Source organism: Mesorhizobium sp. M0174, assembly GCF_040322275.1.
In the GTDB taxonomy this organism is placed as follows: Bacteria; Pseudomonadota; Alphaproteobacteria; order Rhizobiales; family Rhizobiaceae; genus Mesorhizobium.
The window spans coordinates 465,121-482,525 of record NZ_JAMYTB010000004.1 but is presented as its reverse complement, the minus strand read 5'-3'; the positions used below and the strand labels follow the sequence as shown (position 1 = coordinate 482,525).

The following is a 17,405-nucleotide window of genomic DNA, read 5'->3' as shown; positions in this document are numbered from 1 at the left end:
CATCTGATACAGTCGCTTTGCGGTGGCCGAGTTTTCCGCCCGGCTTATCCACATCGGCCCACAGCCTGGAATGTATCCTGTGAACAAACCGCAAAGCTTCTTTCATCTTCACCTGATTTCCGACGCGACCGGCGAAACGCTGCTGGCTGCCGGCCGCGCGGCTTCTGCGCAATACAAGGATGCGCGCGCCATCGAACATATCTATCCGCTCATTCGCACCGAAAAGCAGGTGACGAAGGTGTTCGAGGACATCGAAGAGGAGCCAGGCATCATCCTCTACACGGTGGTCGACCAGAAGCTTGCCCGCGGCATTGACGAACGCTGCGCGGCGATGGGCCTGCCTTGCGTCTCGGTGCTGGAACCGGTGCTGACGGTGTTCCAGTCCTATCTCGGCACGCCTGCCGGCCGACGCGTCGGTGCCCAGCATGTGCTGGACGCCGAATATTTCCGCCGCATCGACGCGCTCAACTTCACCATGGAGCATGACGATGGCCAGCTGCCGGCCAATATGGATGATGCCGACATCGTGCTCGTCGGCATCTCCCGCACCTCGAAGACGCCGACCAGCATCTATCTCGCCAATCGCGGCATCAAGACCGCCAACATCCCGATCGTGCTCGGCGTGCCGGTGCCCGAAAGCCTGGTCAATGCCACGCGGCCGCTGATCGTCGGCCTGGTCGCCACCGCCGAACGGATCTCGCAGGTCCGGCAGAACCGCATTCTCGGCACCAGCGCCTACGAACCGACCGACTATGTCGACCGTGCCGCGATCGCCGAAGAGCTCGCCTATGCCCGCCAGATATGCACGCGGCATGGCTGGCCGATGATCGACGTCAGCCGCCGTTCAATCGAGGAGACGGCGGCGGCCATCGTTGCCCTGCGCGGCAAGACGCGGTAGGGCATGTCGATATTCAGGTGATGCCGGCCTGTGAACGGCGGTTTCCTGCGCTTCCGGTACTCACGGACCCAAATGTCCGCTCCGTTCCGGTTCTCGGAACCCACCATTCTCGACGCGGCCTGGCCTGAATCTCGACACACCCTAGTGAGCGCCAGGAAACGGGCGAAAAAAATGGCGGAAAAAATCATCCTTGCCTCGGGCAGCCCGTTCCGCAAGGCGCTGCTCGTCAATGCCGGCATCACTGTCGAAGCGGTTCCGGCTTCTGTCGATGAGCGCGCGCTGGAGGCGCCGCTGCAGAATAGTGGCGTGTCGCCGGAGGACGTCGCCCTGGTGCTCGCCGAAGCCAAGGCCACCGAAGTCAGCGAGCGCAGGCCCGGCGCCCTGGTGCTCGGCTGCGACCAGACGCTGTCGCTCGGCGACGAGCTGTTCCACAAGCCCGCCGACATGGAAGGGGCGCGCCGTCATCTGCTGGCGCTGTCGGGCAAGACGCATCATCTCAACAGCGCCGTCGTGCTCGCCCGTGACGGCCAGGTTCTGTGGCGGCATGTCGGCATCGCCAGTCTGACCATGCGCAAACTCGATCCGGCCTTCATCGGCCGCCATCTGGCGCGAGTCGGCGCCAAGGCGTTGTCCAGCGTCGGCGCCTACCAGATCGAAGGCGAAGGCATCCAGCTATTCGAAAAAATCGAAGGCGACTATTTTACCATTGTCGGTCTGCCACTTTTGCCGGTGCTGGCCCAGCTGCGTGAGTTCGGGGCGATCGATGGCTGAAGCCTCGAAAAAAGCCTTCGTCACCGGCCACCCGATCGCCCATTCCAGGTCTCCGAAGATCCACGGCCACTGGCTGGCGAAATACGGCATAGACGGCGTCTACGAGGCCATTGACGTTGCACCGGAGGCCTTTGCCAAATTCCTGCAGACGCTGCGGGCACAAGGCTATCGCGGCGGCAACGTCACCATCCCGCACAAGGAAGCCGCCTTCGCTTTGGCCAAGCGGCGTGACGCCGACGCCGAACAGATCGGTGCGGTCAATACGCTGTGGTTCGAGAATGGCGAATTGTGGGGCGGCAACACCGATGCCCATGGCTTTGCCGCCAATCTGGACGAATATGCACCGGGCTGGGCGGCCAACGGCCCCGCCGTGGTGCTCGGTGCCGGCGGCGCCGCTCGCGCGGTCATCCATGCGCTGAAGCAGCGCGGCATCAACGATATCCGCATCGTCAACCGGACGCTTGCAAGGGCGCAGGAACTGCGCGACCGCTTCGGTGCCGGCGTCTCGGCCTATGGCATGGTGGCGACCGGCGAATTCCTCGAAGATGCCGGCCTGCTGGTCAACACGACAGCGCTCGGCATGCATGGCAATGAAGGCCTGTCCGCGGATCCGGGCAGACTGCCGGACCGCGCCATCGTCACCGACATCGTCTACGTGCCGCTGGAGACGCCGCTGCTTGCCACCGCCAAAGCGCGCGGCCTGAGAACCGTCGATGGGCTCGGCATGCTGCTGCACCAGGCGGTGCCCGGCTTCGAACGCTGGTTCGGCATCAGGCCACAAGTCACCGCCGAACTGCGGCAAATGATTATTGCCGATATCGGCGCGATAAAATGATCGTGCTCGGCCTCACCGGATCGATCGGCATGGGCAAATCGACGACGGCCAAGATGTTTGCCGAAGCCGGCGTGCCGGTCCATGATTCCGACGAGGCTGTGCATCGCCTCTATGCCGGCAAGGCCGCGCCCTTGGTCGAGGCAGCCTTTCCCGGCACCACCAGATCCGGTGCGGTCGACCGCGCGGCACTGGCGGAGCGGGTGCTCGGCGACGCCCCCGCGCTGAAACGGCTGGAAGCGATCATCCATCCGCTGGTCCGTGCCGATGCCGATACGTTCCTGGCTGAAAATCGTGCCGCCGGCGCGCCGCTTGCCGTGCTCGATATACCGCTGCTGTTCGAGACCGGCGGCGGGAACCGCGTCGACAAGGTCGTGGTCGTCACCGCGCCGCCTGAAGTTCAGCGCGCCCGCGTGCTGGCGCGGCCGGGCATGAACGAGGAGAAACTGGCGTCGATCCTGGCCAGGCAGGTTCCCGACACCGAAAAGCGCCGGCGCGCCGACTTTGTCATCGACACTGGTCAGGGCTTTGACGCCGCTCGCGCGGCCGTCAAGGCCATCATCGCCGAACTAGTCGTGGATAAGGCAGCCAGGCCTGGTTAAGAGGCTTGCAGACCCACATTACTTGTTGCCATTTTGTTCCTGGTGTGATTCGGCTAGAATGATGCCGGCACCAGTGGACTGATTCGATGCGTGAGATCATCTTCGATACGGAAACCACCGGCCTCGACACGCGCGAGGACCGCGTCATCGAGCTTGGCGGCGTCGAGTTGGTCAACCGTTTCCCGACCGGCCGAACCTTCCACAAATATATCAACCCGCAAGGCCGCCAGATCCATCACGAGGCGCAGGCCGTGCACGGCATCAGCGCCGCCGATCTCGTCGGCAAGCCGACTTTCATGGAGATCGCCGAGGAGTTTCTGGCCTTCATCGACGGCGCCAAACTGGTCGCGCACAATGCCGGCTTCGACATCGGCTTCCTCAATCTCGAATTCGGCCGGCTTGGTCATCCGGCCATCGATCCGGGACGGATCGTCGACACGCTGGCGCTGGCGCGCCGCAAGCATCCGATGGGCCCCAATTCGCTCGACGCGCTCTGCCGCCGCTACGGCATCGACAACGGCCGCCGCACCAAGCACGGCGCGCTGCTCGATTCGGAATTGCTGGCCGAGGTCTATATCGAGCTCATCGGCGGCAAGCAGGCAAGCCTTATCCTCGACAGCATCCTGACTCCGGCGGGCGGCAGGCAGAATGTCGAAGACATCGATATTTCGATCGGCGTCAGGCCGATCGCCTTGCCGTCGCGCCTGACCGACGCCGAGCGCACCGCGCACGCGGGCATGGTTGGCACATTGGGCGAAAAGGCGCTCTGGCTGCGCGTCGCCCAGGAAGCGAGTTCCGCGGCATAGTTGGGGCCGATCGGCAGCGAACGTCGATAGTTCTGTTCAGTGGCAAATCGCAAAGTTTCGAGATTAGCTGAAACACCCTCCTTCGTGATCCCAGGGCGGAGCAAGGAGCGCAGCGACGCGGCGCAGACCCTAGGATGACGAAGGCATAGTGGCTAAGGCCAATCGCAGATGTCGCAGATTGGCAGTTGTCTTCCAGACATAGCGGATTGTGGCTGATGGGAACCATCGACGCTTGCGTCCGATCGGCCTTCAGCCTGTCGGGCGGGACATCGTTATAAAAAACCCGGCGCAAGGCCGGGTTTGTCAAACACTGGCGAGACAGCCGCGCTCAGCTCACCTTGACCTTGGCGGCAGCCTGGTCCTCTGCCAGCTTCTGCTGGAACATCTGCGCGAAATCGATCGGGTCCAGCATCAGCGGCGGGAAGCCGCCGTTGCGTGTTGCCTCGGCAATGATCTGCCGCGCGAACGGGAACAGCAGCCGCGGGCATTCGATGAACAGGATCGGCAGCATGTGCTCCTGCGGGAAGCCGCTGATGGCGAAGACGCCGCCATAGACCAGTTCGACATTGAACAGCACTTCCTGGTCGAACGACGCTTTGGCGTTCAGCGTCAAATTGACGTCGAACTGCTTGTCCGAAAGCGGATTGGCGTTGACGTTGACGTTGATGGCGATGCCGGGTGCCTTGTCGCGACCGCGCAGCGAGTTCGGTGCACCGGGGCTTTCGAAGGACAGGTCCTTCACATATTGCGCAAGCACGTTGAGCGAAGGCTGCGCCGCATTTCCATTACCGTTGGCTGCGCCGGTCGGCGCGTCGTCGTTGCTGGCCATAAGCTGTGGTCCTTTTGCCTGGGCAGCGTTGCTGACCGGATTGAAATTCGGGCGTTCGCTATCATGGCCGGCCCGACAAGACAAGTTTGCAAAAGACGCTGGTTGCTTTGCGGCTACTCGTCCTTGAGGCGGCGCCAGGGAGAATCCGGTCCGCGCGTATGGTCGTCGGCACGCGAATAGTCGCCGTCGTCGAGATCGATGATCTTGCCGCGTTGCCTTGCCCGCAAACCACTGCTGAAATCGGTGGCCAGCACGATGCGGCCTTTCAGCATCCGCCAGGCAAGATCGCGCACTGGCGGCAGGAACAGCAGAATGCCGAAAATATCCGAGATGAAGCCGGGGATAATCAAAAGGATCGCGGCCAGCACGATCATGGCGCCATGCGCAAGCTGGCCGCTCGGATCACGCCCGGCGTCCATTTCGGCACGTACCCTGGCCATGACGCCAAAACCCTGGTGTCGAAGGAGCAAGGCGCCGGCGACGCTCGAGGCCAGCACCAGCCCGACCGTCGCCAGCGCGCCGATCTGGCGGCCGACAATGACGAAACCGGCTATCTCCAGCAGCGGAAGCGCGAGAATGAACAGGGGAAACAGCGAGATACGCAAATCTTGACCGATCGTTTCGATGTTTTGCCGGCCGGCGAGCAATCGCCGCTGGCACCAGAGCTGTTAGATAGGTATGGCTGCCTTTGATTTGAATGATTGCGCCATGCGTTCTATATGCTTTGGATACCGAACGCTATGTGATCGCGGCCCCTGCTTGGCCGCTGGTCCGGCCAAAGCAGGGATTGATTGGCGCAAGATATGGGCTTCTTCGACTTCGGCACGATTTTCTTTCTGATTGCGGCGGTGGTGATCTTCTTCCAGCTGCGCAACGTGCTTGGCCGACGCACGGGCAACGAGCGCCCGCCCTTCGATCCATATACGGCAGCGCGCAAAAACGACAAGGATGCCGCCCAGAAACCCGAGAACGTGGTTTCGCTGCCGCGCAAGCGCCTGACAGGAGAGCCGGCGGCCGACACCTATGCGGCGATCGATGCCTTTGCCAAGCCCGACACCGATCTCAACCGGGGCCTGCGGGCGATCAAGGACAATGATCCGACGTTCGACCCGAAGACCTTCGTCGACGGCGCAAAGATGGCTTATGAGATGATCGTCATGGCCTACGCGGATGGCGACCGCAAAACCTTGAAGAACCTTTTGTCGCGCGAGGTCTATGACGGCTTCGTCGCGGCCATCGGCGACCGTGAGGCGAAAGCCGAAAAGATCCAGTCCTCCTTCGTCGGCATCGACAAGGCCGACATCGTTTCGGCCGAGATGAAGGGCAGCGAGGCGCACATCACGCTGCGCATTGTCAGCGAGCTGATTTCGGCGACCCGCGACAAGGCCGGCGCTGTCATCGACGGCGATCCCGAGACCGTCGCCGAGGTCAAGGATGTCTGGACCTTCGCCCGCGACACGCGCTCGCGCGATCCGAACTGGAAGCTCGTCGCCACCGAAGAAGAAGACTGAACTGGACGGCGGCGGAGGCTGTCGTGTCGCTTTCTCGAGCCTTCAGCGAAAAATCCTTTGGCCAATTGCCGGGCTGGGGCGAGGACGACCATCTCCCTGCCTTTGACGCCTTTCGCCGCTCGGCCTTTCATATCCTGACCAAACCCTACCGCTCCGGCGCGCTCGGCGTCGACTACAATGGCTTTGCCGATGCCTATGCCGAAGCGCGTACCGTTTCGTCGGCGAATCGGTTGCAGGCCCGAAGCTTTTTCGAGCGCCATTTCGTTCCGACCCGTATCGATGCCGAAGATGGTGGTCCCGGCCTGGTAACCGGCTTTTATGAGCCGGAGGTCGAAGCCTCGCCGGTGCGCACGGAACGATTTTCGGTACCGTTGCTGGCGCGCCCTGCCGACCTGGTCGACATCGACGACGGCAATCGTCCTTCCGGCTTGGATCCTTATCTCGCCTTCGCTCGTGCGGCGCCGAACGGCCCGGTCGAATATTTCGACCGCGGCGAGATCGAACGCGGCGCGCTTGCCGGAAAAGGGCTGGAAATCGCCTGGCTCGCCGACAAGGTCGACGCCTTCTTCATTCACGTGCAGGGCGCGGCACGGCTCAACATGACCGATGGCAGGCTTCGCCGCATCACCTATGCCGCCAAATCCGGCCAGCGCTTTACCGGACCGGGCAAGATCCTGAGCGAGCAAGGCGAGATCCCGCTGGAGAAGGTGACGATGCAGTCGATCCGTGCCTGGTTCAAGGCGCATCCGGAGCGCGTCGACGAGACCCTGTGGCGCAACCGCTCCTATATCTTCTTCCGCGAGATGGGCGTCGACGACCGGGAGCTCGGCCCGATTGCTGCCGCCAAGGTGCCGCTGACACCCGGCCGCTCGATCGCCGTCGACCGGCTGCTGCACACGTTCGGCACGCCCTTCCATATCGACGCGCCGTCCCTGACCGCCTTCGACGGAAAACCGTTCCGGCGGTTGATGATCGCGCAGGACACCGGTTCGGCGATCACCGGCCCGGCCCGCGGTGATTTGTTTGCCGGGTCGGGCGAAGCGGCCGGCGAGATCGCCGGCGTTATCCGCAACACCGCCGATTTTTATGCGCTGATCCCCCGGTCGCTGGTTTAGAGGAGCAGGCCGATGACCCGGCGCATCGACAGGCTGAGCGAGGACGACCGGGTGCTGTGGAACCTGGTGGCGCGCACGGCAAAACCGCTGAAGGGCAGAACCGCCGTCGAAATTCCACACGTTGGGCCGGAGATCGACGAGACCAGGCAGGCGCCGCCCCCGGAACAGGTCGCGGGCAATCCTGCCGCGGCCGCAAAGCCGAAGGCGCAGCATGTCTCCCATGCACTCGACGAACCGACGCTGGACAAGCTGTCGAACGGCCGGCTGCCGATCGAGGGCCGCGTCGACCTGCATGGCCTGACCCAGGACCAAGCCTATTCACTGCTGTTTTCCTTCCTGTGCCGGGCGCATGCCGGCGGCATCCGCTACGTCCTGGTGATCACCGGCAAGGGCTCTTCGTCGGGCGGTGATGGCGTCTTGCGGCGCGCCGTGCCGTCATGGCTGTCGACACCCGCCTTCCGGCCCCTCGTCTCCAGCCACGACCATGCCGCCCGCAAACATGGCGGCTCGGGTGCGCTCTATGTCCGCTTGCGGCGGGCACGCTCATGAGGGCATGCCGATGAGGGACGCACCTATGAGGATGCATCCATGAAGGTGCGCTTGTGACCCCGTTCGGCGAAAAGCTTCGCGTGCTGCGAAACGAGCGCGGCGTCAGCCAGAAGGACATGGCCAAGGCGATCGGCGTCAGCGCAGCCTATCTCTCGGCGCTGGAACACGGCCGCCGCGGTGCGCCGAGCTGGACGCTGATCCAGAAGATCATCGGCTATTTCAACATCATTTGGGACGACGCCGAGGAACTGGCGCGGCTGGCCGAAACCTCGCATCCGCGCGTCAAGCTCGACACGTCGGGCCTTAGCCCGGCGGCGACCGAACTTGCCAATCTCCTGGCCGACAATATTGAAAAGCTCGACGAAGCCGAGCTTCGCCGCATCACTGCGTCGATCCGCGCCGCGCTGGCACGGCCGAAATGAGTTGCCTTGTTACTGGACCGAGCCGACCAGAACCTGCTGGCCGCCGCGGATGGAGACCCACCGGCCGGTATTGTCGATCGCCTGCCGCTTGAGGAAACGATAGCCGGTCTGGTCCCAGGAACGGACCTGGTCGGTCAGATTGTCAAGGATGTAGTCGCCCTTGTCGGTGCGCACCGTCAGCACCGCGTGGCCTTCGCCATCCGGCTTGCGCACGACGGTCATCAGCAGATCGGCAAACGAGACGCCCAGCCGGTTCAGCTCACGGCGCTTTTCCAGGACATAGTCCTCGCAATCGCCAACGCCCTTGTCGGGATAGGCCCAGACCTCATCCTTGCCGTAGATGTCGAAGTCGCTCTCCGGCTTGACGGCGGCGTTGACCTTTGCCGTGACGCTGAGCAGCTTGCGCCACAGCGAGCCGGTCAGGCTGGCGGGCGACAGATCCTTCGGGCGGATCGAGCATTCGGAGGCGTAGCTCTTGCAGAAATCATAATGGCCGATCGGCTGTGAGGTCGGGCCACCTGTTATCATCGGGCCGGCCGCCGAGGCCGAACTGGCCCAACCTGCCGCCACAGTAAGTCCGGCCAGCGCGCACAGGCGCAGCGTTCTCGCCATTGGTGAGGAAATCATTGTCCCCGCTTGTCCCTTGTTATTAACGAAACGTTAAGGGGTATTTACAGTCCGTGTCAATTATGAGGATGGATTGATTTTGCGGCATGGTTACCCGCGTGGCGCCAACGCGACTATTGTGCAACAGGTCGACCCGCCGCACGGCCGCGCCAACCGATGATTTTGGCATAGACCGACCTGATGCGGATTGACGGGCATCATCACTGGTCGCCTATTTCTTGCCGGTCCTGACCAGCTTGGGCTTCACCGCAACACGGTTCTGACGGCCGTAGCTGGTGATGAAGTCGACGATGCGCGGCACGATTTCGGAACGGAAGCGCGAGCCGTTGAACACACCATAATGGCCGACCGCAGGCTGCATGTAATGGGCGTGCCTGTCGGCCGGGATGTTGATGCACAGGTCGTGCGCGGCCTTGGTCTGGCCGAGTCCGGAGATGTCGTCGTTCTCGCCCTCGACCGTGAACAGGGCGACATTGCGGATCGCCGAAGGGTCGACCGCGATACCGCGATGCGTCATTTTGCCCTTGGGCAGGGCCTGGCGGACAAACACGGTGTCGACGGTCTGCAGGTAGAATTCCGCCGTCAGATCCATCACCGCCAGATATTCGTCGTAGAACTCGCGGTGCTTCTCGGCATTGTCACCGTCATGCTTCACCAGATGCATGAAGAAGTCCTTGTGGGCGGTGATGTGGCGGTCGAGGTTCATGCTCATGAAACCCGAAAGCTGCAGGAAGCCGGGATAGACCTCGCGGCCGAAGCCCGGCACAGGCCAGGGCGCGCGCATGATGACATTGTCGCGGAACCAGTCGATCCCCTTTTCCTGCGCCAGCAGATTGACCGCTGTCGGATTGCGGCGCGTGTCGATCGGCCCGCCCATCAGCGTCATCGTCGAGGGCACGAACGGATCACCCTTGGCTTCCATCAGTGCCGCCGCCGCCAGCACCGGCACCGAAGGCTGGCACACCGCCATCACATGGGTGTCGGGGCCTAGCGCATGCAGCATGTCGACGATGTAGTCGATATAGTCGTCAAGATCGAAGCTGCCGTCGGCCAGCGGCACCATGCGGGCGTCGACCCAGTCGGTGATATGCACGTCGGCATAGGGCAGCATCGCCTCCACCGTGCCGCGCAGCAGCGTCGCGTAGTGGCCCGACATCGGCGCGACGATCAACAGCTTCGGATCCGGCCGGCGCCCTGCAGGAACCGCCCGCTCGAAACGAACCAGGTTGCAGAACGGCCGCGACCAGACGGTGCGTTCGCTGACCTCGACGTTTTTCCAGTCGACCACGGTCTTGGTCAGGCCGAATTGCGGCTTGCCGTAGCGGCGCGTCGTGCGCTCGAACAGTTCGGCCGTTGCCGCAACCGAGCGGCCCCAGGACGTGTGTGAGACCGGATTGAGCGGATTGGAGTAGAACAGGCGCACCGCATCGGCATAGAGGCGCGCCGGCTGCAAGGCGGCGTGGTTCAGTTCGTAGAGCTGGTAGAACATCGAGAACCCCGCTGCCGACTGCGATTGAAGGGCCGACGAGCAGCGCCGAGCCTTGAATGCTTTGCGGGGAAGTTAGCAACAATCTGCTGCGATGCAATACGTCAACCTGCGTGATTTATGCTCGTTCTTTCGTCCAAGGCGTTGAGAATCCGCCTTCAACGGCAACAGCCGGCTCAATGTGCACCTGCGAAGGCCAGGCAAGGGCCGGCTATCGGGACAATCGTTGGAGGCGGCGTCCGGCCGTGGCGGCCGGACCGTTAGACCCGTGCCATGCAGACAGCCGTATGGCCCGAGCTGATGAAGCCAAGCTGACTGGCTGCGCCCTTCGACAGATCGAGCATCCGGCCCCTGATAAAGGGGCCGCGGTCGTTGATGCGCACGACGACGCTGCGGCCATTGTTGCGATTGGTCACCTTCAGCTTGGTGCCGAACGGCAGGCTGCGATGCGCGGCGGTCAGCGCCGACGGGTTCATGCGCTCGCCGGAAGCGGTTCTGGAATGCAGTGAGTACCAGGAGGCACGGCCGCACTGAGCGGCGGCGTTGGCGGTGGATGCGCCGACCGTCAGGCCGGCCGCAATCGTGGCCGCGACGAGCGCGGCCTGATAGCTTTTCTTCATGCTTGGGGTTAGCTCCGTTGACAGACCCAAGCCGTTAGGTGCGGAACAAGGCAGCAAATGCGGCAATGATCTGTCGGTTCCATGGCAATGTTACACGTTTGGAGTCGGCGCGAAACAATTTGTCAGAGACTTTCCGCAGCGAGGCGCAGCTTCTTTGATGATGTCTGCGCCGATCTCCGGGCGTCTTGCACAAGATCAGAGATTAGCATCCAAGTAGAAGTTGGTGTAATCGAGCGGCCTCTTTTCGCTGTTCCATTCCGGCTGGAACGCGGTTTATGATCGACTTGGAACGGAGTTCTAGCGATGAGATTGATCAAAAATCTGCTGGCCTTGATTGTGCTCGCCATGGGCGTGCTGTGGACGTTGCAAGGCATCGGCGTTATCGGCGGCAGCTTTATGACCGGCCAGTCGCAATGGCTCTATGTCGGCATCGTCACCGCGCTGGTCGGCCTGGCCGGCCTGGCCTGGGCGAACCGTTCGCGCGTTTGAACGGGCGTCCATGCTCAAGCTCCCTTGAGAGCAGCGCACAGCGGACCCTGGCGGCCGGTCACCGCGACCAGTACTGCCAGCCCCAGTAGAAACTTTCGTCGCGCGGCGGTAAGCGGTTGCGCTCCGCGTCCAGATGCACCGGCGTTTTGCGTTCGCCGTCAGGCGGCTGTTTGTCCCCGGCCTTGATCAGGCGGAGCCAATGGCCGAAATGCGCGAACAATACAGCGATGGAATGGGGCATTGTCGGTCATTCCCGCCCTGCCCACGGGACGAGCACCCGCTCGATCCTGCGGATGATGAATTCGAGCACGAAGGCAATGGCCGCGATCACCAGTATGCCCATCACCACCACGTCGGTGACGAGGAACTGGGCAGCGGACTGGATCATGAAACCGAGCCCGCGCGTCGCGGCCACCAGCTCGGCGGCGACCAGCGTCGACCAACCGGCGCCAAGCGCGATGCGCAGACCGGTCAGGATCGAGGGCAGCGCGCTGGGCAGGGTGACGTGCCTGATCACTTGGCGCTGCGTGGCGCCAAGCGAGCGCGCTGCATTGATGCGTTCCTGCGAGACGCCGCGAACACCCGATGCCGTCGACAGCGCAACCGGCGCCAGCATGGCAATGGCAATCACCAGGATCTTGGACGGCTCGCCAATGCCGAACCAGATAATGATCAGCGGCAGATAGGCCAGCGGCGGGATCGGCCGCAGGAATTCGAGCAGCGGATCGAAGATGCCGCGCCCGATCGTGCTGATGCCGATAGCCAGCCCGATGGGAACGCCGATGACAAGGGCGACGATCAGCGCTGCAAACACCCGCCACAGACTGGCGGCGATATGCTGGAGCAGCGTCGCGTCGACAAAGCCGTCACCGGCGACGACGACAAATTTGTTCCAGACTGCCACAGGCGACGGCAGGAAAACCGGCGACACCAATTGCAGGCGGGCCGATGCCGTCCACACCGCCACCACCATTAGAATGGTGATCGCGCTGACCACGCGGGCCGAAACGCGGCTGCGTCTCGGCCGCGGCCGCGACCATGGCACCGACAGCGCGTCGGCTCCGTCGTCGACTTTGGAGCGCTGCGGCCGCTCGGTATAGGAGGTAACGGTCATGCTGCCTCCCCTTCGAAGATCGCGTCGGTCAGCTCGCCGCGCGCCGCGGCGAAGGCGGGATCGGCCTTGATGCTACGAATGGCCTCGCCGGCTGCATAGCGCCGGCTGAAACCGGCCTCGAAACTCCGCACCACCCGGCCAGGGCCGGGAGCGAGCACAATGATGCGAGTGGCGAGCACCAGCGCTTCGTCGATGCCGTGCGTGACCATCAGCACGCCGACCTGGCTTGCCGTCCACAGATCGAGCAGCGTTGTCTGCATGCGTTCCCGTGTCAGCGCATCGAGTGCGCCCAGCGGTTCGTCGAGCAGCAGGAATTGCGGCTCGGCTGCCAGCGCCCTGGCCAGGCCGACGCGCTGGCGCATGCCGCCGGAAAGCTCCCAGATGCGCTTGTCGCCGTCGCCGTCGAGCTTCACCAGCGCCAGAAGGTCGTCGGCAGTCCGCGCCCGTTCGGCGGCCCTGACACCGCGCAGCCTGAGAGCAAAGGCGACATTTTCCCGCGCGGTCAGCCACGGAAACAATGCGTCGTTCTGGAACACGACGGCGCGGTCCGAGCCTGGCGCCGTGATCGGCCTGCCGCCAATCGTGGCGCGTCCGCGCACAGGCTCGACCAGGCCCGCGGCGACGTTGAGCAACGAGGTCTTGCCGCAGCCGGAACGGCCGACCAGGACAACGAAGTCGTCCTTAGCGATGTCAATCGACACGCGTTCGACGGCCGGCGCCGGCTGGCCGTCATAGTGAACCGAGACTTGGTCGAGCACGAGATGCGTCATGTGGGGTCGCCGATATTCTGAACCTGCCTGCCCCGAAGCCGTTCCTCGTCAGCGGCTCCGGGGCAGGCAACGCGCGTCAGGGAAGGGAGGACGCGCGGTATTGAGCCGCCGCTAATTCGAGGCCAGCGCCTCGCCGACATATTTCGACGACACGTATTTCGAATAATCCGGCAACACGGCGTCGATCTTGCCCTGCTCCTTGAGGAAGGCCGATGTCGCCTCGACCGCCTTGACAGTGCCGCCACCGAGGAACTTTTCCGAGGCTTGCTCCTCGAGCGTCGGGAAGACATAGCCCCTCAGCAGTTGCGGCACGTCTTCGAGCTTGGCCCCGGTGATCCTGGCGATCTTGGCCGCTTGCGGCGAGGACACCGACCATTGATCCGGCTTGGCCAGGAAGTCGGCATAGGCAGCGCCCGTTACTTTGACGAAGTCGCGCACCGCTTCCGGGTTCCTTTCGGCGAAGTCGGTGCGCACGATCCAGGCGTCGAAGGTTGGCGCGCCCCAGGCGGCGACCTGCGAGGAATCCAGCACGACCTTGCCCGTCGTCTTGATCTGGCCGAGTGCCGGATCCCAGACATAGGCGGCGTCGATGTCGCCGCGCGCCCATGCCGCCGCGATCTCCGGTGGCCGCAGATTGAGAATATCGACCGACTTCGGGTCGATACCCTCATGCTTCAGCGCGGCAAGCAGGCTGTAATGCGTCGTCGAAACGAAGGGCACCGCCACCTTCTTGCCGGCAAGGTCGGCGGCCTTCTCGATGCCGGCGCCGTTGCGGGCGACAAGGGCCTCGGATTCGCCGATCAGCCCGACAATGAAGATTGTCTGGATTGGAAGCTCGCGGCTCGCCGCCGCCGCCAGCGGGCTCGAGCCGACATAACCGATGTCGACCGAACCGGAAGCGATGGCGGCGATCACGTCGGCGCCGGAATCGAATTTCCGCCAGTCGATTGCCGCCTTGGTCGCGCTCTCATAGGCGCCGTCGGCCTGCGGCACCTTCGAGGGTTCGACGACCGTCTGGTAGCCGATAGTGATCTTGAAGTCCTGCGCATCGGCTGGGCCGAGAAAGGCGGCACCAGCCAAGGCCGCCGAAGACAAGAGAACGATACGTCGCGAAATGGTGGACATGAAAGGCTCCTTGGAAACGAGAAAAACCGGATTGCGTCTCATAGTCACCTAACTCTATTGGTCTTGTAGAGTTAATCCTTCCAATCGGTTCGGCCTTGTTAGAAAAAGTCATCTGGCTATGGCAGTTGCCCATTCGCACACTTCTGGGTGATGGCCCCGGGTGAGAATCGTCGTCCTTGCCCGGGAACCGCTTCCGCGCCGTCCATGCGCGCAGCAAGGATTTTCCCGCGTTCGCCCCTGCATCGGCAAATTCATGCTGTGAATAGCCAACAAATTGGAAACAAGTTCCCTGTGTTCGCGGTTAAGTCTAGTATCCTTATCGACATTGAAGGATTGGAGAGGACGATGAGCGACGCCACCCTCCTTGTTGCCGTGCGCGGCATGCTTTGGCCTTCAAATTCAGGGGCAGAAGCTGCCGTCGGTATCCTAGCCGATCGGGACATTCCTGCCGCCGGCCAGTTTGCCGGTGTGCCATTCGCGGCGGCTACTGTGCTCGCAAGGGCACAAGCCCCAACCAAAATGGCCATTGCGGCTTGAAAACGAAGCAAAATCAACGTTTCTGAGCTTGTATATCATGTCACTAGAATTTATCTGTAGTGACAGCTTGGACGCGGCGGGGAGGCACGCCAGGCGTTTCGCAACCGGTGGCCTTGCGCCATCGCATGACAGAGAAACGTTCGGGTTATGCTCACGAAAAAAGGTAAATACGGCCTCAAGGCGCTCGTCCATCTGGCGCGCCTGCCGGTTGGACAGCTCGCCTTCGTCAACGACATCGCCACAGGAAACAATATTCCGAAGAAGTTCCTTGATGCCATTCTTGGCGAATTGCGCAATGCGGGGTTCGTCCAGAGCCGCAAGGGCAAGGACGGCGGCTATCGGCTGGCGCGCCCGGCGGACGAGATCAAGGTCGGCCACGTCGTGCGCGTGCTCGACGGGCCGCTTGCCCCCATTCCTTGCGCCAGCCGCACCCAGTATCAGCGCTGCGAAGACTGCAACGAGGCGACATGCCAAGTCCGACACCTGATGCTGGAGGTCCGGCAGGCCATCGCCGAGGTGCTGGATCAGCGCAGCCTCGCCGAAATGCGCGATATCGTCGGCGACGAAGACTTTTCGGCGGCGTTGAAAATCCAGGCCTGAACCAATCTCTCCTGAGCCGGCGACGATCGCCAGCACAGCTGGTGTGCGTATGACCGGGCGCGTTACGCCAAATTCGATCATCATTGTCGGTGGCGGCGCCAGCGGCGTCGTGCTTGCGGCGCATCTGCTGAAGTCGCCCAATCCCGATCTCCGCGTCAGCCTGATCGAAAAACGCCCGCATTTTGGGCAAGGCATGGCCTATTCAACGCTGCTGTCGGCGCATGTGCTGAATGTCAGTGCGTTGGGCATGAGCGCCTATGCCGACGATCCCGGCAATTTCTCGCGCTGGCTGCTTGAACGCGGCATAGCGACGCCGGAACAGGCGCCAGTCTATGCGCCGCGCAGCGTCTACGCCCGCTATCTCAAGGAGCTGCTCGACGAGCTTGAGGCGCGTGAGCAGCACACGGGCCGGCTGCGCCTGATCCGCGAGGAGAGCCTGTCGATCTCGCCGACCGCCTCCGGCGTCGAGGTGGCGTTGGCCAACGGCACCAGCGTGGTCGCGCATCTTGCCGTGCTCGCCACCGGGCATGACGAAGAGCCGGGGGCGGGGCAGGGGCATGCGATCAGGATGGGATCCGAGGCGGACACTGCGCTCGACCCCGAAGCCCAAGTCCTGGTCCTGGGCACCGGCTTGAGCATGGTCGATGCCTTCCTGTCGCTCGAGCAGCGCGGCCACCGCGGCGCGATCGTCGCGGTGTCGCGGCGCGGCCTGCTGCCTTCGCCGCATCGCAAGGGCAATCCGATCAAGCTCGACGTCGCCGACATTCCGCTCGGCACCCAGCTTTCCTATTTCGTCGGCTGGTTCCGCGACCTGATCCGGGAAAACCAGAAGGCCGGTATCGACTGGCGCGACGTGGTCGACGGTCTGAGACCCTTCAACCAGAAGATCTGGCAGAACTGGCCGTCATCGGCCAAGCGCCGCTTCGTTGAGCACACCAAGGCCTGGTGGGACATCCACCGCCATCGCATGGCGCCGGAAGTCTACACCCGCGTTGCCGAGGCGGTGCAAGCGGGCCGCATCCGCCTTGTCGCCGGGCGCGTCGTCGAGATCGCCGCCGGCGACGGCTTCAGCGTACAGGTCCAGTCGCGCCACACGCAGCAGCTCGAAAGGTTCGACGTCACCCGCATCTATGATTGCACAGGCATCGCCAGGGACATCTCGACCACCTCGAACAGCGTGGTACGGTCGCTGGTCGACCGTGGGCTGGCACGGCCGGATCCGCTGCGCCTCGGCCTCGACGTGACCGCGAACTGCGAGGTCATCGCCGGCGATGGCACGGTATCGGCCAAGATCCTCGCCGTCGGGCCGCTGACGCGCGGCACCTTCTTCGAGATCGACGCCATTCCGGATATTCGCGTGCAGTGCGCGCGGCTGAGCAAGCGGTTGCTCGGATAAGGCCCCTTTGTCTCGACGCAATTTCGGATGCAAGACCGCCGACCAGCCAGCCCGTCGTGGTCGATACAGCCAGGCGATGACGATCGCCACAGGTTTCGGCCGTCTCGCATTGACCGGATTGGTGTCGCGCAGGCTCGTCTTTGTTCTCCTCCATGGATTTTGTCGCCGGCGCGGCCGCGAGCCGCGACCCTGGTCAGATGACCGGGCAAATTCTGCTTTCGTCGTCGCCGTGCCTTGCCTACCATGGGGCATGACCCAACGCGGAAGACTCTACGGCTGTCCGGTCGAGTTCGCGCTCGACGCACT

At 63.2% G+C, this 17,405-nt stretch carries 22 protein-coding genes; 13 read left to right on the top strand and 9 right to left on the bottom strand.

What is annotated here, in order from left to right; all coding sequences use genetic code 11:
- The first annotated feature begins 79 nt into the window (after positions 1 to 79).
- The 5 genes from NKJ13_RS11890 (at position 80) to dnaQ (ending at position 3,909) form a co-directional block, all read left to right on the top strand.
- Positions 80 to 898 carry a pyruvate, water dikinase regulatory protein gene (locus NKJ13_RS11890; protein ID WP_254817949.1) on the top strand — a complete coding sequence of 273 codons (819 nt, stop codon included), beginning with the start codon at positions 80 to 82 and terminating at the stop codon, positions 896 to 898.
- 171 nt (positions 899 to 1,069) lie between these two features.
- Positions 1,070 to 1,669, top strand: a complete 600-nt coding sequence (locus NKJ13_RS11885) for a Maf-like protein (RefSeq protein ID WP_352508600.1) — start codon at positions 1,070 to 1,072, stop codon at positions 1,667 to 1,669.
- The gene (locus tag NKJ13_RS11880; protein WP_352689818.1) at positions 1,662 to 2,504 is read left to right on the top strand and encodes a shikimate dehydrogenase; all 843 of its coding nucleotides are present in this window, start codon (positions 1,662 to 1,664) and stop codon (positions 2,502 to 2,504) included. The genes NKJ13_RS11885 and NKJ13_RS11880 overlap by 8 nt, the downstream gene beginning before the upstream one ends.
- Positions 2,501 to 3,103, top strand: coding sequence for a dephospho-CoA kinase (gene coaE, locus NKJ13_RS11875; RefSeq protein WP_352508602.1), 603 nt, complete (start codon positions 2,501 to 2,503; stop codon positions 3,101 to 3,103). Before NKJ13_RS11880 ends, coaE begins: the two co-directional genes overlap by 4 nt.
- An 86-nt stretch (positions 3,104 to 3,189) precedes the next feature.
- Positions 3,190 to 3,909, top strand: coding sequence for a DNA polymerase III subunit epsilon (gene dnaQ / locus NKJ13_RS11870; RefSeq protein WP_352508603.1), 720 nt, complete (start codon positions 3,190 to 3,192; stop codon positions 3,907 to 3,909).
- A 328-nt stretch (positions 3,910 to 4,237) separates the two neighbouring features.
- Here the strand turns inward: dnaQ and secB are convergent, their stop codons facing one another.
- Both secB and NKJ13_RS11860 read right to left on the bottom strand, forming a co-directional pair.
- A complete protein-coding gene (secB, locus tag NKJ13_RS11865) occupies positions 4,238 to 4,738 on the bottom strand; it encodes a protein-export chaperone SecB (RefSeq protein ID WP_254817954.1) in 501 nt (166 codons plus the stop codon).
- Between the two features lie 113 nt (positions 4,739 to 4,851).
- Positions 4,852 to 5,343, bottom strand: a complete 492-nt coding sequence (locus NKJ13_RS11860; RefSeq protein WP_254817955.1) for an FxsA family protein — start codon at positions 5,341 to 5,343, stop codon at positions 4,852 to 4,854.
- Between the two features lie 198 nt (positions 5,344 to 5,541).
- Between NKJ13_RS11860 and NKJ13_RS11855 the strand changes: the two genes are divergently transcribed.
- Genes NKJ13_RS11855 through NKJ13_RS11840 form a run of 4 tightly spaced genes read left to right on the top strand, consistent with a single transcriptional unit; the run spans position 5,542 to position 8,335 of the window.
- Positions 5,542 to 6,249 carry a Tim44/TimA family putative adaptor protein gene (locus tag NKJ13_RS11855; RefSeq protein WP_254817956.1) on the top strand — a complete coding sequence of 236 codons (708 nt, stop codon included), beginning with the start codon at positions 5,542 to 5,544 and terminating at the stop codon, positions 6,247 to 6,249.
- Between the two features lie 23 nt (positions 6,250 to 6,272).
- The gene (gene mltA, locus NKJ13_RS11850; RefSeq protein WP_352777766.1) at positions 6,273 to 7,364 is read left to right on the top strand and encodes a murein transglycosylase A; all 1,092 of its coding nucleotides are present in this window, start codon (positions 6,273 to 6,275) and stop codon (positions 7,362 to 7,364) included.
- A gap of 12 nt (positions 7,365 to 7,376) precedes the next feature.
- On the top strand, positions 7,377 to 7,913 hold the full coding sequence (locus tag NKJ13_RS11845) for a Smr/MutS family protein (RefSeq protein WP_352508605.1): 537 nt from the start codon (positions 7,377 to 7,379) through the stop codon (positions 7,911 to 7,913).
- A gap of 53 nt (positions 7,914 to 7,966) precedes the next feature.
- Positions 7,967 to 8,335 (top strand): helix-turn-helix domain-containing protein, encoded by a 369-nt coding sequence (locus NKJ13_RS11840; protein WP_352508606.1) that lies wholly within the window; start codon positions 7,967 to 7,969, stop codon positions 8,333 to 8,335.
- Positions 8,336 to 8,344: 9 nt separating this feature from the next.
- On the opposite strand, the gene NKJ13_RS11835 is transcribed toward NKJ13_RS11840, so the two are convergent.
- The 3 genes from NKJ13_RS11835 to NKJ13_RS11825 form a co-directional block, all read right to left on the bottom strand.
- Positions 8,345 to 8,962, bottom strand: a complete 618-nt coding sequence (locus NKJ13_RS11835) for a transglutaminase-like cysteine peptidase (protein ID WP_254817960.1) — start codon at positions 8,960 to 8,962, stop codon at positions 8,345 to 8,347.
- A gap of 211 nt (positions 8,963 to 9,173) precedes the next feature.
- Positions 9,174 to 10,451 carry a polyhydroxyalkanoate depolymerase gene (locus NKJ13_RS11830; RefSeq protein ID WP_352508607.1) on the bottom strand — a complete coding sequence of 426 codons (1,278 nt, stop codon included), beginning with the start codon at positions 10,449 to 10,451 and terminating at the stop codon, positions 9,174 to 9,176.
- Positions 10,452 to 10,708: 257 nt separating this feature from the next.
- The gene (locus tag NKJ13_RS11825) at positions 10,709 to 11,068 is read right to left on the bottom strand and encodes a septal ring lytic transglycosylase RlpA family protein (protein ID WP_352701166.1); all 360 of its coding nucleotides are present in this window, start codon (positions 11,066 to 11,068) and stop codon (positions 10,709 to 10,711) included.
- Positions 11,069 to 11,371: 303 nt separating this feature from the next.
- Here NKJ13_RS11825 and NKJ13_RS11820 point away from each other — a divergent pair, with 303 nt between their 5' ends.
- Positions 11,372 to 11,557, top strand: a complete 186-nt coding sequence (locus tag NKJ13_RS11820; protein WP_352701165.1) for a hypothetical protein — start codon at positions 11,372 to 11,374, stop codon at positions 11,555 to 11,557.
- Between the two features lie 58 nt (positions 11,558 to 11,615).
- Here NKJ13_RS11820 and NKJ13_RS11815 read toward each other — a convergent pair whose 3' ends face one another.
- From NKJ13_RS11815 to tauA, 4 genes are all read right to left on the bottom strand, one after another.
- The gene (locus tag NKJ13_RS11815; protein ID WP_254817964.1) at positions 11,616 to 11,798 is read right to left on the bottom strand and encodes a hypothetical protein; all 183 of its coding nucleotides are present in this window, start codon (positions 11,796 to 11,798) and stop codon (positions 11,616 to 11,618) included.
- Positions 11,799 to 11,804: 6 nt separating this feature from the next.
- The gene (locus NKJ13_RS11810) at positions 11,805 to 12,671 is read right to left on the bottom strand and encodes an ABC transporter permease subunit (protein ID WP_352701164.1); all 867 of its coding nucleotides are present in this window, start codon (positions 12,669 to 12,671) and stop codon (positions 11,805 to 11,807) included.
- Positions 12,668 to 13,441, bottom strand: a complete 774-nt coding sequence (locus NKJ13_RS11805; protein WP_352737878.1) for a taurine ABC transporter ATP-binding protein — start codon at positions 13,439 to 13,441, stop codon at positions 12,668 to 12,670. Before NKJ13_RS11805 ends, NKJ13_RS11810 begins: the two co-directional genes overlap by 4 nt.
- A gap of 111 nt (positions 13,442 to 13,552) precedes the next feature.
- Positions 13,553 to 14,566 (bottom strand): taurine ABC transporter substrate-binding protein, encoded by a 1,014-nt coding sequence (gene tauA / locus NKJ13_RS11800; RefSeq protein ID WP_352701162.1) that lies wholly within the window; start codon positions 14,564 to 14,566, stop codon positions 13,553 to 13,555.
- A gap of 345 nt (positions 14,567 to 14,911) precedes the next feature.
- On the opposite strand from tauA, the gene NKJ13_RS11795 reads away from it, so the two are divergent.
- The 3 genes from NKJ13_RS11795 (at position 14,912) to NKJ13_RS11785 (ending at position 17,099) form a co-directional block, all read left to right on the top strand.
- On the top strand, positions 14,912 to 15,103 hold the full coding sequence (locus tag NKJ13_RS11795) for a hypothetical protein (protein WP_352737877.1): 192 nt from the start codon (positions 14,912 to 14,914) through the stop codon (positions 15,101 to 15,103).
- 147 nt (positions 15,104 to 15,250) lie between these two features.
- Positions 15,251 to 15,703: an RrF2 family transcriptional regulator gene (locus NKJ13_RS11790; protein ID WP_352476864.1), complete on the top strand. Its 453-nt coding sequence runs from the start codon at positions 15,251 to 15,253 to the stop codon at positions 15,701 to 15,703.
- Between the two features lie 49 nt (positions 15,704 to 15,752).
- Entirely contained in the window at positions 15,753 to 17,099 is a 1,347-nt protein-coding gene (locus NKJ13_RS11785; RefSeq protein WP_352737876.1) for an FAD/NAD(P)-binding protein, read from the top strand.
- The last annotated feature ends 306 nt before the right edge of the window (positions 17,100 to 17,405 follow it).

Excerpts from the sequence above, each read along its gene's own strand:
- NKJ13_RS11880 (WP_352689818.1), top strand. The coding sequence starts at position 1,662 with ATGGCTGAAGCCTCGAAAAAAGCCTTCGTCACCGGCCACCCGATCGCC.
- NKJ13_RS11820 (WP_352701165.1), top strand. The coding sequence starts at position 11,372 with ATGAGATTGATCAAAAATCTGCTGGCCTTGATTGTGCTCGCCATGGGC.
- secB (WP_254817954.1), bottom strand. The coding sequence starts at position 4,738 with ATGGCCAGCAACGACGACGCGCCGACCGGCGCAGCCAACGGTAATGGA.
- NKJ13_RS11830 (WP_352508607.1), bottom strand. The coding sequence starts at position 10,451 with ATGTTCTACCAGCTCTACGAACTGAACCACGCCGCCTTGCAGCCGGCG.
- NKJ13_RS11885 (WP_352508600.1), top strand. The coding sequence starts at position 1,070 with ATGGCGGAAAAAATCATCCTTGCCTCGGGCAGCCCGTTCCGCAAGGCG.
- dnaQ (WP_352508603.1), top strand. The coding sequence starts at position 3,190 with ATGCGTGAGATCATCTTCGATACGGAAACCACCGGCCTCGACACGCGC.
- NKJ13_RS11835 (WP_254817960.1), bottom strand. The coding sequence starts at position 8,962 with ATGATTTCCTCACCAATGGCGAGAACGCTGCGCCTGTGCGCGCTGGCC.
- NKJ13_RS11825 (WP_352701166.1), bottom strand. The coding sequence starts at position 11,068 with ATGAAGAAAAGCTATCAGGCCGCGCTCGTCGCGGCCACGATTGCGGCC.
- NKJ13_RS11805 (WP_352737878.1), bottom strand. The coding sequence starts at position 13,441 with ATGACGCATCTCGTGCTCGACCAAGTCTCGGTTCACTATGACGGCCAG.
- NKJ13_RS11815 (WP_254817964.1), bottom strand. The coding sequence starts at position 11,798 with ATGCCCCATTCCATCGCTGTATTGTTCGCGCATTTCGGCCATTGGCTC.
- NKJ13_RS11845 (WP_352508605.1), top strand. The coding sequence starts at position 7,377 with ATGACCCGGCGCATCGACAGGCTGAGCGAGGACGACCGGGTGCTGTGG.
- NKJ13_RS11785 (WP_352737876.1), top strand. The coding sequence starts at position 15,753 with ATGACCGGGCGCGTTACGCCAAATTCGATCATCATTGTCGGTGGCGGC.
- tauA (WP_352701162.1), bottom strand. The coding sequence starts at position 14,566 with ATGTCCACCATTTCGCGACGTATCGTTCTCTTGTCTTCGGCGGCCTTG.
- coaE (WP_352508602.1), top strand. The coding sequence starts at position 2,501 with ATGATCGTGCTCGGCCTCACCGGATCGATCGGCATGGGCAAATCGACG.
- NKJ13_RS11855 (WP_254817956.1), top strand. The coding sequence starts at position 5,542 with ATGGGCTTCTTCGACTTCGGCACGATTTTCTTTCTGATTGCGGCGGTG.
- NKJ13_RS11790 (WP_352476864.1), top strand. The coding sequence starts at position 15,251 with ATGCTCACGAAAAAAGGTAAATACGGCCTCAAGGCGCTCGTCCATCTG.
- NKJ13_RS11810 (WP_352701164.1), bottom strand. The coding sequence starts at position 12,671 with ATGACCGTTACCTCCTATACCGAGCGGCCGCAGCGCTCCAAAGTCGAC.
- NKJ13_RS11795 (WP_352737877.1), top strand. The coding sequence starts at position 14,912 with ATGAGCGACGCCACCCTCCTTGTTGCCGTGCGCGGCATGCTTTGGCCT.